The 15,071-nt window shown below is 28.1% G+C and carries 11 protein-coding genes; 8 read left to right on the top strand and 3 right to left on the bottom strand.

Annotated features, from left to right (window positions below; all coding sequences use genetic code 11):
* The first annotated feature begins 354 nt into the window (after nt 1-354).
* The 4 genes from glgB (HUJ77_RS09055) to glgD (HUJ77_RS09040) are packed head-to-tail and all read left to right on the top strand — an operon-like array spanning nt 355 to nt 6,100.
* Nucleotides 355-2,304, top strand: a complete 1,950-nt coding sequence (gene glgB, locus HUJ77_RS09055) for a 1,4-alpha-glucan branching protein GlgB (protein ID WP_291708259.1) — start codon at nt 355-357, stop codon at nt 2,302-2,304.
* Nucleotides 2,305-2,306: 2 nt separating this feature from the next.
* Nucleotides 2,307-3,743 (top strand): glycogen synthase GlgA, encoded by a 1,437-nt coding sequence (gene glgA / locus HUJ77_RS09050; RefSeq protein ID WP_291708258.1) that lies wholly within the window; start codon nt 2,307-2,309, stop codon nt 3,741-3,743.
* A 48-nt stretch (nt 3,744-3,791) separates the two neighbouring features.
* On the top strand, nt 3,792-4,922 hold the full coding sequence (locus HUJ77_RS09045; protein ID WP_291708257.1) for a glucose-1-phosphate adenylyltransferase: 1,131 nt from the start codon (nt 3,792-3,794) through the stop codon (nt 4,920-4,922).
* A 56-nt stretch (nt 4,923-4,978) separates the two neighbouring features.
* Nucleotides 4,979-6,100 (top strand): glucose-1-phosphate adenylyltransferase subunit GlgD, encoded by a 1,122-nt coding sequence (glgD, locus tag HUJ77_RS09040; RefSeq protein WP_291708260.1) that lies wholly within the window; start codon nt 4,979-4,981, stop codon nt 6,098-6,100.
* 105 nt (nt 6,101-6,205) lie between these two features.
* On the opposite strand, the gene HUJ77_RS09035 is transcribed toward glgD (HUJ77_RS09040), so the two are convergent.
* From HUJ77_RS09035 to HUJ77_RS09025, 3 genes are all read right to left on the bottom strand, one after another.
* Entirely contained in the window at nt 6,206-6,343 is a 138-nt protein-coding gene (locus HUJ77_RS09035; protein ID WP_291708256.1) for a hypothetical protein, read from the bottom strand.
* A 185-nt stretch (nt 6,344-6,528) separates the two neighbouring features.
* Entirely contained in the window at nt 6,529-7,752 is a 1,224-nt protein-coding gene (locus tag HUJ77_RS09030) for an ABC transporter permease subunit (protein WP_291708255.1), read from the bottom strand.
* A 2-nt stretch (nt 7,753-7,754) separates the two neighbouring features.
* On the bottom strand, nt 7,755-8,663 hold the full coding sequence (locus tag HUJ77_RS09025) for an ABC transporter ATP-binding protein (protein ID WP_291708254.1): 909 nt from the start codon (nt 8,661-8,663) through the stop codon (nt 7,755-7,757).
* A 268-nt stretch (nt 8,664-8,931) separates the two neighbouring features.
* Here HUJ77_RS09025 and glgB (HUJ77_RS09020) point away from each other — a divergent pair, with 268 nt between their 5' ends.
* From glgB (HUJ77_RS09020) to glgD (HUJ77_RS09005), 4 genes are read left to right on the top strand one after another with little or no spacing between them, the layout of a single operon-like run.
* The gene (glgB, locus tag HUJ77_RS09020) at nt 8,932-10,881 is read left to right on the top strand and encodes a 1,4-alpha-glucan branching protein GlgB (RefSeq protein WP_291708253.1); all 1,950 of its coding nucleotides are present in this window, start codon (nt 8,932-8,934) and stop codon (nt 10,879-10,881) included.
* Nucleotides 10,882-10,883: 2 nt separating this feature from the next.
* The gene (glgA, locus tag HUJ77_RS09015; RefSeq protein ID WP_291708252.1) at nt 10,884-12,311 is read left to right on the top strand and encodes a glycogen synthase GlgA; all 1,428 of its coding nucleotides are present in this window, start codon (nt 10,884-10,886) and stop codon (nt 12,309-12,311) included.
* A 47-nt stretch (nt 12,312-12,358) separates the two neighbouring features.
* Nucleotides 12,359-13,573, top strand: coding sequence for a glucose-1-phosphate adenylyltransferase (locus HUJ77_RS09010; RefSeq protein WP_291708251.1), 1,215 nt, complete (start codon nt 12,359-12,361; stop codon nt 13,571-13,573).
* Nucleotides 13,573-14,679, top strand: coding sequence for a glucose-1-phosphate adenylyltransferase subunit GlgD (glgD, locus tag HUJ77_RS09005; protein WP_291708250.1), 1,107 nt, complete (start codon nt 13,573-13,575; stop codon nt 14,677-14,679). Before HUJ77_RS09010 ends, glgD (HUJ77_RS09005) begins: the two co-directional genes overlap by 1 nt.
* The last annotated feature ends 392 nt before the right edge of the window (nt 14,680-15,071 follow it).

Raw genomic sequence — 15,071 nt, 5'->3', positions numbered from 1 at the left:
CAGCGCCGATGGTACTGCATGGGAGACTGTGTGGGAGAGTAGGACGTTGCCAGGTTATAAAAAGACTTAAGATTTATCTTAAGTCTTTTTTGTTATTAAAAATTATCACTATATATTTAGTATAGAGTGGTAATTTTTTTTATATTTAATAATAAAAGTATATTAATAGAGAGGTTTTCATTAATATAATTTATAGTGAATTTAAAGGTAAAAACTCAAATATATTCTAATACAAATGTAAACTTTTTTTAAACTTAATAGAGGAATTTGAAATAACAACATTTGGATGATATAATAAAAAAGCAAATATGTAAAAAATATGATATAAATATAAATATAAGGGGTGAGAATAAAGTGGGAAAAATAGAAAAAAATAGTATTAAAAATGGAGAATCTATAAAAAAAGACATAGAGTTATTCCATAAAGGAAAGAATTTCGAAAGCTATGCTTTTATGGGAGCTCATTGTATAAGTGAAAATAGGCGTAGGGGAGTAAGATTTACCACCTGGGCACCAAAAGCTTCAGAAATATATGTTGTAGGTGATTTTTCTGAATTTAAACCCTTAAAAGAATATAAAATGGAAAAAGTAAATAATAAAGGTTTATGGAGTTTATTTATACCTGGAATTAAAGCAGGTATGAGATATAAATATTATATTGTAAATAAAGATTCAGGAATTGGAAAATATAAAGCAGATCCTTATGCAGCATTTTCAGAATTAAGGCCTAACACTGCTTCTATAGTTAGTGAGGAATGTAAATACAGATGGTCAGATAAAAAATGGTTAAATAATAGAGAAAAAAATAACATTTTTCAATCTCCAGTAAATATATATGAGATGCATATAGGATCATGGAAAAGAAAAGATGGCGAGCTTCTTACATATAAGGAATTATGTACTATATTGCCAGAATATTTAGTCGAAATGGGTTATACTCATGTAGAATTTATGCCTGTAACAGAACATCCATTAGATGCTTCATGGGGGTATCAAGGAACTGGTTATTATTCAGTAACTAGTAGATATGGTAATCCAAAAGAATTAAAAGAGCTTATAAATGTTCTTCATAAAAACAATATAGGTGTAATTTTAGATTGGGTGCCAGGTCATTTTTGTAAAGATGATCATGGATTATATATGTACGATGGAAGCCCAACTTATGAATATGAAGAAGGTTGGAAGGCTGAAAATAAAGGTTGGGGAACAGCTAATTTTGATTTAGGAAGGCCAGAAGTAAAAAGCTTTTTAATTTCAAATGCAATGTTTTGGTTTAAAGAGTTCCATATAGATGGACTAAGAGTTGATGCTGTATCTAATATGATATATCTAAACTATGGAAGGCAAGAAGGGGAATGGAAGCCGAATGTATATGGTGGAGATGGATGCTTAGAAGGCATAGAATTTTTAAAGGAATTAAATACAGCGGTATTTGCAGAATTTAAAAATGTACTTATGGTAGCAGAAGAATCAACTTCTTGGCCTAATGTTTGTAAGCCAATTGAGGATGGTGGCTTAGGGTTTAACTTTAAATGGAATATGGGGTGGATGAATGATACTTTAGAATATGTTGAAATGGATCCTATTTATAGAAAGTATCATCATAATAATATGACATTCTCAATGATGTATCATTACTCGGAAAACTTTATATTACCTATATCTCATGATGAAGTAGTTCATGGAAAAAAATCTTTAGTAGATAAAATGTGGGGAGATTACTGGAATAAATTTGCTGGATTAAGATTATATCTAGCATATATGATGGGGCATCCAGGTAAAAAATTAACATTTATGGGATATGAATTTGCTCAATTTATTGAGTGGAGAGAATATGAAGAGCTTGAGTGGAAATTAATTGATGAGTTTGAAATGCACAAGAAAACTCAAGGATTCACTAAAGAAATTAATAAATTCTATAAAGAGAATAAAGCACTTTGGGAATTAGATTATGATGTATCAGGCTTTGAATGGATAGATGCAGATAACTCAGAGCAAAGTATTTTTACATTCATAAGAAAGGGAAAAAATATAGAGGATACTTTAATATTTGTATGTAATTTTACTCCTGTTGTTTATCATGATTTTAGAGTTGGAGTACCATTCAATGGAGAATACAAAGAAGTATTCAATACTGATAAAAAGATATATGGAGGATCTAATCAGATAAATAAAGGGAAAATAGTTTCAGATGATACAGGATATCATAATAGACCATATTCAATATCTATAAAGGTACCTCCTATGGCTGCGTCAATTTTTAAAATAACTAAACTAAAAGAAGAAGAAAATGAGGAGGAGTAGACTTGAAGATTTTATTTGCTGCTTCAGAAGCTAATCCATTTATAAAAACAGGTGGATTAGGTGATGTTATTGGTGCTCTTCCAGTAACTCTAAAGGAGTTAGGGGTTGATGCAAGAGTTATAATTCCTAAATATAGAGATATTAATGAGGAATTAAAACAAAAATTAAGATATGTAAATAATTTTACTGTAAAAGTCGGTTGGAGAAATCAATACTGTGGAGTTTTTGAGTATGATTATGAAGGGGTTAGGTTTTATTTAATAGACAATGAGTACTATTTTAAAAGAGGGGGCTTATATGGATATTATGATGATGGGGAAAAGTTTGCATTCTTTAGTAGAGCAGTACTTGAATTTTTAAAACAGAGCGATTGGACACCTGATATACTGCATTGTAATGATTGGCAAACTGCTATGGTACCAGTACTTCATAAGTTAGAATATATAAATGATGAAAAGCTTAGAAATATGAAAACAGTTCTTTCTATACACAATTTATTTTTCAAAGGAATGTTTTCACCAGAAGTATTACCAGAGCTATTCGGATATGATTATGAGCCATACTTTAATGGAAGCTTAGAACATAATGGGGCAGTAAGCTTCTTAAAAGGTGGAATCAACTATGCTGATAGAGTAACTACTGTTAGTAAGAGTTATGCAGAAGAAATAAAAACACCAGAGTATGGGGAACAGTTGGATGGGTTACTAAGATACAGAGGACCATTTTTAGAGGGAATAGTTAATGGGATAGATTATAAAGAATATAATCCAGAAAAAGATACTTATATAAAGCATAAATACAATGTAAACTCTTTAGACAAGAAAGGTCTTAATAAAGAGCAGCTACAAAGAGAGTTAAATCTACCTGTAAATAAAGACATTCCAATGATAGGAATGGTATCTAGATTAACACATCAAAAAGGATGTGACTTAATTACTAGAATGCTTGATGAGTTGCTAAAAGAAGATGTCCAAGTAGTTATTCTTGGAACAGGGGATTATATGTATGAAGAAAGTTTTAAGAGTTTTAATTATAGATATTCTAATAAATTAAGTGCAAACATAAGATTTAGTAATGAGCTAGCTCATAAAATTTATGCAGCTTCAGATATGTTTTTAATGCCATCTCTGTTTGAACCATGTGGTCTTGGACAACTTATAGCACTAAGATATGGAAGTGTGCCTATAGTTAGAGAGACTGGTGGACTAAAAGATACAGTAATTCCATATAATGAATATGATGAAAGTGGTAACGGATTTGGGTTTAGAAATTATTCAAGTGAAGAATTATTAAATACAACTAAGTATGCATTAAGTATTTTCAGAAATAAAAATAGATGGAAAAAAATAGTTAATCATGCTATGGAATCAGATAATAGCTGGGAGAAATCAGCTAGAGAATATATAAGATTATATAATGATTTAATTAGAAATAATTAATAAAAGGTATTGATAAAATAAAAATTTATATTAGAGAGAGGCAAGCAAATGGGAAAAAAAGAGATTGTTGCAATGATATTAGCAGGGGGACAAGGGTCTAGACTAGGAGTTTTGACTAAAGATATAGCAAAACCAGCTGTTCCTTTTGGAGGAAAATATAGAATTATAGATTTTCCTTTAAGTAATTGTTCTAATTCAGGAATTTATACTGTAGGTGTATTAACTCAATATAAGCCACTAGATTTAAATGCTTATATTGGAATTGGGGATCCATGGGATTTAGATAGACGTAATGGGGGAGTGACAATATTACCACCTTATCAAGGAGAAAAGGGTGGAGCATGGTATAAAGGAACTGCTAATGCAATTTATCAAAATATTCAGTTTGTAGATAGATATGAACCTGAATATGTTCTTATATTATCAGGTGATCATATTTATAAAATGGATTATTATAAGATGTTAGATTTTCATAAGAGCCATAATGCAGACGCAACAATTGCTGTAATAGATGTACCTTTAGATGAAGCAAGTAGATTTGGAATTATGAATACAAATGAAGATGGTACTATTTACGAATTTGAAGAAAAGCCTAAAAATCCTAAGAGCACTAATGCATCAATGGGAGTTTATATATTTAAATGGTCAGTATTAAAAGAATATTTAATACAAGATGAGATGGACAAGGATTCAAGTAATGATTTCGGGAAAAATATAATACCTATGATGCTTAACTCAGGAAGAAAGCTAGTTGCATATCCATTTAAGGGATATTGGAAAGATGTAGGAACAATTGAAAGTCTATGGGAAGCAAATATGGACTTATTAAAAATAGATAATGAATTAAACTTATATGATAGTGAATGGAAAATTTACTCTGATAATCAAGTAAGACCAGCTCAACATATAGGGGAAAAAGCTAAGATAGCAAATTCATTAATAGTAGAAGGTTGCATAGTTAATGGAGAAATTGAAGATTCAATATTATCTCAAGGAGTAACTGTAGGAAAAAATACAATAATAAAAGATTCAGTAATTATGCCAAATGTAAAAATAGGAGATAATGTAAGAATAGAAAAAGCTATAGTAGGAAATGATTCAATAATAAACAATAATTGTCATATTGGAAATGGAAAAAGTATTGAAGTTGTCGGTGCGTATAATTCTGTAAATAATTAATTTTAAAATAATCACTAATATTATGAAATAATTTAATTTTGGAGGAAATCAATATGATGAAAAATTGTTTAGGAATAATAAATTTAGATGAAAATAAAAGAAGAATGGACGAATTAGTTAGAAATAGAACATTAGCTTCAATTCCACTAGTAGCAAGATATAGAATAGTAGACTTTGTTTTATCTAATATGTCTAATTCAGGAATAGAGGATATAGGAATATTTACTGAAAATAGATCTAGATCTTTAGTTGAACACTTAACTAATGGTAGACCTTGGGATCTTGATAGAAAGAAAGATGGACTTAGAGTATTTAACTTTGGAGATAATGATCCTAATATTGATGATATCCATAATTTTGCTGATAATCTTGAATATATTGAAAAGAGTAGAAAGGATTATGTAATAATAAGTCCTTCTTATATGATATGTAATATAGATTATAAAGAAGTTATGAAATATCATATTGAATCTGAAAATGATATAACTATGATATATAAAAATGTAGACAATGCTAATAAAAGCTTTATAAAGTGCGAAACTGTTAATATAAATGAAGATAATAGAGTAATTAGCATAGGGGAAAATATCGGTAGAGAAAAAGTAGCTAATATAAGCATGGAAATGTATGTAATGAAAACAGAGTTATTTATAGAAATCATACTTGAATGCTTAAAGACAGGAAGATATAGAAAGTTTAAAAAGTATATAGAAAATAACTTAGATAAATTAAATGTTGGAGTATATGAGTTTAAGGGATATTTATCATGTATTAATTCAATAAAATCATATTTTGATACTAATTTAGAGTTATTAAATCAAAATAAGTATAAGGAGCTATTCCATGGTAATAATCCTATTGAAACAAAGTCTAAGGATGAGCCACCAACACAATATACCAAAAATAGCTTAGTAACTAATTCTATTATAGGTAACGGAACCTATATAGAAGGACAAGTTAAAAATTGTATCATTGGAAGAAGAGTAATAATACAAAAAGGGGCTAAGCTTGAAAATTGTATTATAATGGATAACTCAATTATTGGTACAAATGTTATGATGAGTAATGTGGTAGCAGATAAAAATTCATTAGTTCCAGGAAATAGAGTAGTTAGAGGAACAGAAAATAATCCGGTAACTATACAAATAAAGGGAGAATTTTATCGTCAATCTATCTAATTGACTGAAAGTAAATAAATTAAGAAAAGGTGTGAAATAAATATTTCACACCTTTTTGATAATGAGCTACTAAAAAGTAACTAATATATTAAATTCACAATCTTGTTATTTGTTTAATACAAGACCCTTACTTCTTATACAAGTACATTCTCTAGCTTCAGTTGTATGTAGGCATTGGTATTTTACTTTTTTAGGAGCCATTATTTGTTGAGGCTTCTTATTAGTGTTTTCATTTGAACTCATATCTTACACTCCTTTTAAATGGTTATTATAATTAATATTATATATCAATAAATATTAATTATCAATAGAGTTAAATATATATAGATATAGTAAAAGAAAAGTTATCAACATTTCACAGATTTTAAAAGGGAATTTGTTGATAACTTTTTCTGTATGTGGATAAATTATTATAAAATATATAATAATTAAATTAATATATCTTTTTTTGTAAAGTTAATGTATGAAATTATATATGAAATAATTGAAGTTACTAGCATACAGATAATTCCGTTCGTTATAGTTAAGTTTGTATTTTGATACATTATTGGTAGAGTAGAACTTACTATACCAGTAGCGTTAGCATACGTTGTAAATAGTAAGTGACTATATTGACTTACAATAGATATAGCTTGAGCACTAATAGTTAAAAACATAGTTAATATAACTGAAACTGCCATAGATATCATACTACTTTTAAAAATAGTTGAAAACATAAATATTACTGAACAAGCTGCAACTATAAATATAGCTTGATATCCTATACTTCGTATAGCAAATTCTTTGTTAGTTATCATTTTAGATGTATTAGGAACTTGCTCCATAATAATTTCTTGCAAATCCTGATCAAATTCTTTTTCGTATTGTTGTTCAATTCTAACTGGATAATTAGAAGCATCTATATTACTAGTAATATTAACTGCTGCCATACCAATAATCTCTGGAATTATTATTAATGATAAGACTGTAAGTACGGAAACTATAAATTTTGAAAATAATATCTTACCTCTTTTAACTGGTTGAACAAGTAAGAATTTTAAAGTAGCAGGAGTACATTCACCAGAAACCATATCACTCATAAATACAGCTATACCAGCAATTAATAAACCAATACCGAAAAAGTTACTTAAATTATTGAAAAAGGTAAATTCATGATATTCCCATCCTTGTAATGGCTTAATATTATTATCCTTTAAATACTTGTAGTCTTCTAAACTTTGCTTTGACTGTGCATACCATTTTTTATTTCTCTCATTAATCCCATTATCCTCATAATTTTTAATGATATCTTCTAAGTTTTTAATATTTTCATCTAATTCCTTCTTCCAAGCATCTTCAGAAATTCCGTTTTTAATTATGTCTTTATTTTCTTCTATTTGTTTTAATAAATCAGCTTCTATTGCTTTTGAACTATTAAGCCAAGTTTCATCACCATCAGCCTCAGCATTTTTAATATCGTTTCGTATATATGGTAATTGTTCTTCTGCTTGTTTTATTTGATACTCAGGAGATAGCCATTCTCTCATATCTTTATCATTCATCCAAGTACCAAAGGCAGTTAGTCCAATAAAAAGAATAAACAATATAAAAACAATTAATGTTTTAGGTCTTTTAAATATTTTTATAAATTCATTTTTTATAAGTGATAACATAATTATCTTATACCTCCTTCAACTAATTCCATATATCTTTGTTCTAGCCCTTTTCTAAGTTTATAGACTTCTTGAATTTCATAGTTTTTATCAACAAGATACTTTATTAATTTTGGTGTTGTATTTGATGATAATATAATTTCTATTCCGTTTTCTGAGTTTTTAACTGATTTAATATAATCAATTTTCTTTAATTCATTTAAGTTCATTTCTTGGTTAAGCTTTAGGCAAACTATATCAGTATCTGTTTTCATAGATTCATTTATTACATTTTCAACTGATTTTATAGTTCCATTATTTATGAAGGCAACTCTATCGCATAAGTGTTGAACTTCTGATAATATATGTGAAGATATAAATACAGCCATTCCCTTTTCTTTAGCAGCCTTTTTAACTACCTCTCTAAAATCTAATATTCCAGAGGGGTCTAGCCCATTAGTAGGCTCATCTAGAATTAACAGTTTAGGTTTAGATAGAAGTGATGCAGCAAGTCCTAGACGTTGTTTCATACCTAGAGAATATTTTTTTACTTTATCATCTATTCTATCTTCTAGGGCAACTAATTTTATAGTTTCCTCAACTTCTTCCTTGGAAATATTTCTAATTCTAGCTATTTGCATTAAGTTTTCTCTTCCAGATAGATATTTATATAACTCTGGATTTTCTACGACTGCCCCAACTTCTCTTAATGCTTTTTCTGTATCACTTTTTAAATTATGACCACAAATAGAGATACTACCTTCATTAGGATGAATAAGGCCAACCAACATTCTTATTGTAGTTGTCTTACCAGCACCATTTGGTCCTAAAAATCCAAATATTTCTCCTTCCTCTATAGAGAAAGATATATTTTTAATTATTTCTCTTTTTCCAAGTGTTTTTTTCAAACTGTTTACTTCTAAAACTTTCACTTTTACCCCTCCTAAAATATTTTCTAAAAATAATATTAGAGGTAAAACCTTAATTTTATAATAATAGAAACCTTAATATATGCTTAATAAAATCTTAAATTAAAACTATAACTAATATTTTTAATAAATAGTAGTTTAGATATTTTGAAATATAAGTCGAAAAAATACGAAAGTTTAGTTTTTAAAATTATGTAATGTATGGAAAATGCTTGAAGTGAGTGGTATAATTATTCTCAATAAATTATTTTAAGTTAAAGGAGGGATTGAAATGACAGGGGGTATAGAAAATGATTTAATAAATCAAGTATTTAAAAAAGAAGATATTGAATTATTCCATACTGGAGAAAATATTTATAGCTATAATTTTATGGGCGCTCATATGAAAAGTGAAAATAGAAAAAGAGGAGTCAGATTTACAACTTGGGCACCTAATGCCTATGAAGTATATGTTGTAGGAGATTTTTGTGATTTTAAGCCATTAGAAGAATATAAAATGGTAAATATAAACGATAAAGGACTATGGAGTTTATTTATTCCTGGAGTAAAAGAAGGTATGAAATATAAGTATTATCTTATAAATAAAAATACTAGGGAAGGAAGATATAAAGCTGACCCATATGCCTTATATTCAGAACTTAGACCTAACACTGCATCAATAGTTTTAGGCGATAATAAATTTAGATGGTCTGATAAAAAGTGGCTAAATAGACGAGAAAACTCAAATATTTTAGAAGAACCTATAAATGTATATGAAATGCACTTAGGATCATGGAAAAGAAAAAATGGAGAATTCCTAACATATAAGGAGTTGTGTGAAGAATTACCTAAATACTTAAATGAAATGGGATATACTCATGTAGAATTTCTACCTTTATCAGAGCATCCATTAGATGCTTCCTGGGGATATCAAAATACAGGATATTATTCCCCAACTAGTAGATATGGTAATCCTAAAGAGCTTAAAGAATTAATAAATACACTTCATAAGAATAATATAGGAGTAATACTAGACTGGGTACCAGGACATTTTTGTAAAGATGAACATGGTTTATATATGTTTGATGGATGTCCCACTTATGAGTTTTCTGAAGAATGGAGAGCGGAGAATAAAGCCTGGGGAACTGCTAATTTTGATTTAGGAAGACCTGAAGTTAAAAGCTTTTTAATTTCCAATGCTTGCTTCTGGATAAAAGAATTTCATGTAGATGGAATAAGAGTAGATGCGGTTACAAATATTCTTTATTTAAGCTATGGACGAAAAGATGGTAATTGGAAAGCAAATAAATATGGTGGGGATGGCTCACTAGAAGGAATACAATTTTTAAAAGACCTTAACTTATGTGTAGCTAATAATTTCAATAATATACTTATGATAGCTGAAGAATCAACAGCATGGCCTAATATAACCAAATCCGTAGAAGAGGATGGTTTAGGATTTAATTTAAAATGGAATATGGGATGGATGAATGATACATTAAAGTATATAAAAATAGATCCTATTCATAGAAAGAATTTTCACAATAGTTTGACTTTTCCTGTGACATATAATTACTCTGAAAAATTTATATTACCTATATCTCACGATGAAGTAGTTCATGGCAAAAAATCTGTAGTTGATAAAATGTGGGGAGATTATTGGAATAAATTTGCAGGTTTAAGACTATATTTAGCATATATGATTGGTTATCCAGGTAAAAAAATGACTTTTATGGGATATGAATTTGCTCAATTTATAGAATGGAGAGAGTATGAAGAATTACAATGGTATTTAATTAATGATTTTGAAATGCATAGGAATACTCAAGTTTTTGTTAAGGAATTAAATAGATTCTATAAGGGAAAGAAAGCACTTTGGGAATTAGATTATGATAAATCAGGTTTTGAATGGATAGATCCAGATAATTCACAGCAAAGTATATTTACTTTTATTAGAAGAGGTAGGAATATTGAGGATACATTGATTTTTATATGTAATTTTACTCCTGTTGTTTATTATGATTTTAGAATTGGAGTTCCATATAAAGCTATTTATAAAGAAGTATTTAACACTGATTCATCTAAATTTGGAGGCTCCAATCAATTAAATGAATCTGTCGTAATATCAGATGAATTTAAATATCATAATAGAGAATATTCAATAACTATAAAAGTGCCACCTATGGCCACATCTATATTTAAAGTTTATGAAATAGAAGATGGAGAGTATAAGGGGGAATAAGCTTGAAAATTTTATTTGCAGCATCAGAATCAAATCCATTTATAAAGACAGGTGGATTAGGAGATGTAATTGGAGCATTACCAGCATCATTAAAAGAATTAGGTCAAGAAGTAAGGGTAGTGATTCCTAATTATAGCGATATTAATAGAGATATTAAGGACAATTTAAAATTTGTAAGTAGCCTTAATGTTAAAGTAGGATGGAGAAATCAGTATTGTGGAATATTAGAATATGAATATGAAGGAGTTATATTCTACTTATTAGATAATGAATATTACTTTAAAAGGTGTGGATTATATGGATATTATGATGATGGTGAAAGATTTGCATTTTTTAGCAGGGCAGTACTTGACTTTTTAAATCTCATAGATTGGACTCCTGATGTAATACATTGTAATGATTGGCAAACAGCTATGGTTCCAGTACTTCATAAATTGGAATATATAAAAGAAGAAAAATTTAAAAATATAAAAACAGTATTTTCAATTCATAACTTATTATTTAAAGGAATGTATTCACCAGATGTTTTACCAGAACTATTTGGCTATGACTATGAACCATTTTTAAATGGAAGTTTAGAACATAATGGAGCAATTAGTTTTTTAAAGGGTGGTATAAATTACTCTGATAAAGTAACCACTGTTAGTAAGAGTTATGTAGAAGAAATAAAAACTCCTGAATATGGGGAAGGTTTAGAGGGATTATTACAATACAGAGGGATGTACTTAGAGGGAATAGTTAATGGTATAGATTATAAAGAATATAATCCAAATACAGATAAGAATATATATGTAAATTATGATATTGAAGAAATAGATAATAAACATATAAATAAAGAAGAACTTCAAAGGGAACTTAATCTACCTATAGATAAAGAAATACCAATGATAGGATTGGTTTCTAGATTAACTAATCAAAAAGGCTGTGATTTAATTGTTAGAATCTTAGATGAATTATTACAAGAAAATATTCAAATAGTTATTGTTGGAACAGGTGATTATCTATATGAAGAAAGTTTTAAGGATTTTGCTTTTAGGTATCCAGAGAAAATAAGTTCAAATATAAAATTTAGTGATGAATTAGCACATAAAGTATATGCAGCATCTGATATGTTTTTAATGCCATCTTTATTCGAACCTTGTGGCCTAGGACAACTTATTGCACTTAGATATGGGAGTATTCCTATAGTAAGAGAAACAGGCGGATTAAAAGATACTGTAAAACCTTATAATGAATATACTGAAGAGGGGAATGGTTTCAGCTTTAGAAATTATTCAAATCATGAGCTCTTAAATATAATTAAATATGCACTAAATATTTATAGTAGTAAAGATAGATGGAATAAAATTATTAAAAATGCCATGAAAACAGATAATAGTTGGAAAAAGTCTGCAAAAGAATATTTAAGGATATACGAGGAGTTGTTATAAGAGAAGTTTTAATGTAAAAATATTTTTGCGTGAGAGAGGGATGAGTTATGGGGAAAAAAGAAATTGTAGCGATGATTTTAGCTGGTGGACAAGGGTCTAGGCTTGGAATTTTAACTAAAAATATAGCAAAACCAGCAGTTCCATTTGGAGGCAAGTATAGGATTATAGATTTTCCTTTAAGTAATTGCTCTAATTCAGGAATATATACTGTGGGGGTCTTAACTCAATATAAACCATTAGATTTAAATAATCATATTGGTATTGGAGATCCATGGGATTTAGATAGACGAAATGGAGGAGTATCTATATTGCCACCTTATCAAGAAGAAAAGGGTGGTGACTGGTATAAGGGAACTGCTAATGCGATTTATCAGAATATTGAATTTATAGATAGATATGAGCCAGAATATGTACTTATTTTATCTGGGGATCATATTTATAAGATGGATTATTATAAAATGTTAGATTTTCATAAAGAAAATAATGCTGATGCAACTATTGCAGTTATAGATGTTTCAATAGAAGAGGCAAGTAGGTTTGGTATAATGAATACAAGAGAAGATAATTCAATATATGAATTTGAAGAAAAACCAACCAATCCTAAAAGTACAAATGCTTCTATGGGGATATATATCTTTAATTGGTCAGTTTTAAAGAGATTTTTAATAGATGATGAAAATGATATTATCTCAGATAATGATTTTGGAAAAAATATAATACCTAATATGCTTAATAGCGGTAAAAAATTAATGGCATATCCATTTAATGGATATTGGAAAGATGTAGGAACAATTCAGAGTTTATGGGAAGCTAATATGGATTTATTAAAGTTAGACAATAAATTGAATTTATATGATAGAGAATGGAAGATATATTCTCAAAATGATGTAAGCCCAGCTCATTATATAGGAGAGAATGCTAAAATAATCAATTCTCTAATTGCTGAAGGATGCGTTATACATGGGAAAGTAGAAAATTCAGTATTATCCCAAGGATCATATGTTGGAAAGAATACTATAATAATTGATTCCGTAATAATGCCTAATGTAAGAATAGGTGATAATGTTAAAATAGAAAAAGCTATTATAGGAAATAATGCAATAATAAATCATGGTTGCAGGATTATAGGTGATAATGATATAGAAGTTGTTGGTGCTTATCAATATGTTATTAACAAAATTAAATTTAATTATAAAGATATTATAAAAGATAATGAGATTAGTACTAATGAGATTATTAATATAGAAGGAGGGAGAGGTTAATGAAAAATTGCTTAGGAATAATTAATTTAGATGAAAATGTTAGCAATATGGGGGATTTAGTTAAATATAGGGTATTGGCTTCAGTGCCTCTTTCAGCCAGATATAGAGTAATAGACTTTGTCTTATCTAACATGACTAATTCAAGTATTGAAAGTATAGGGATTTTTACAGAAAATAAATCAAGATCTTTAATAAATCATTTAACTAATGGAAGACCATGGGATCTTCATAGAAAAAATGAGGGACTTAGAGTATTTAACTTTGGAGACTATCATCCCAATATAGATGACGTTCATAATTTTTCTGAACATATAGAGTTTATTGAGAAGAGTAGGAAGGAATATGTATTAATATCTCCATCGTATATGATTTGTAATATAGATTATAAAGAAGCAATAAGATATCATATTAAGTCTAAAAATGATATTACAATTATATATAAAAATGTTTATAATGCAGATAAATGCTTTTTTGAATGTGAATTACTTAATATTAATGATGATAATAGGGTAATAAGTATAGGGGAGAATGTCGGAAGAGAAAAAGAGGCAAAAATAAATATGGAAATGTATATTATGAAGGCTGATTTATTTATCAGTATTATACATGAATGTATAAAGAAGGGTATCCATAAAAAGATTAAAAGATATATGGCTGATAGTTTAACAAATTTAAAAGTTGGAGCTTTTGAATTTTATGGATATCTATCATGTATTAACTCTACAAAGTCTTATTTTGATACTAATTTAGATATGTTAAATCAAAATATCAATAAGGAGTTATTTTATAATAATAAACCTATTTATACGAAGTCTAAGGATGAGCCGCCAACTTTATATACAGATATAAGTTTGGTATCTAATTCAATAGTTGCAAATGGGTCCTACATTGAGGGAGAAATTAAGAATTGTATTATAGGAAGACATGTAAGGATAGAAAGTGGAGCAAAACTTGAAAATTGTATTATAATGCAAAGCTCTATCATAAAGTCTAATGCGTTTATGAATAATGTTATAGCAGATAAGGGGACAGTGGTAAGCTCTAATAATGTAATTAGAGGGACAGATAAGTTTCCTGTAACAATACAAAAGGGAAAAGTAGTATAGAATATTAATAGTTAGAAGAGGTGATATATTAGATTGACTTAGTAGTTTTTCTTTTATACACCTCTTTAAATGTACTTATATAATATATTTAATATCAAATGTGCCTGGTGTATCAATAGTAGAAATATGTAGAAATAAGGAGAAAATAATAATATTATTAATTTAATTTATAAAAATAATGGTATTAAGTAGAAATAATTATTAGTTAAAATGGTAAGATAAGTTTCATTCCCAAGAGAAATGTCTCAAAGGAAAACTTACTAAAAAGATTTAAGAAATGTATTGACAATTAAATCTTAAAGTAGTAAAATATAAAAGTCGCTTGAGGGCGATGAAGAAAATGGTCTTTGAAAATTGAACAGAAAATAAGTTAAGTAAAATAAACCAGCAAT

Source organism: Clostridium sp. (assembly GCF_021443865.1).
Classification (GTDB): Bacteria; Bacillota; Clostridia; order Clostridiales; family Clostridiaceae; genus Clostridium.
This window is presented reverse-complemented; position numbering and strand designations above follow the sequence as displayed.

Excerpts from the sequence above, each read along its gene's own strand:
- HUJ77_RS09045 (WP_291708257.1), top strand. The coding sequence starts at position 3,792 with ATGGGAAAAAAAGAGATTGTTGCAATGATATTAGCAGGGGGACAAGGG.
- glgD (WP_291708260.1), top strand. The coding sequence starts at position 4,979 with ATGAAAAATTGTTTAGGAATAATAAATTTAGATGAAAATAAAAGAAGA.
- HUJ77_RS09035 (WP_291708256.1), bottom strand. The coding sequence starts at position 6,343 with ATGAGTTCAAATGAAAACACTAATAAGAAGCCTCAACAAATAATGGCT.
- HUJ77_RS09030 (WP_291708255.1), bottom strand. The coding sequence starts at position 7,752 with ATGTTATCACTTATAAAAAATGAATTTATAAAAATATTTAAAAGACCT.
- glgB (WP_291708253.1), top strand. The coding sequence starts at position 8,932 with ATGACAGGGGGTATAGAAAATGATTTAATAAATCAAGTATTTAAAAAA.
- HUJ77_RS09010 (WP_291708251.1), top strand. The coding sequence starts at position 12,359 with ATGGGGAAAAAAGAAATTGTAGCGATGATTTTAGCTGGTGGACAAGGG.
- glgD (WP_291708250.1), top strand. The coding sequence starts at position 13,573 with ATGAAAAATTGCTTAGGAATAATTAATTTAGATGAAAATGTTAGCAAT.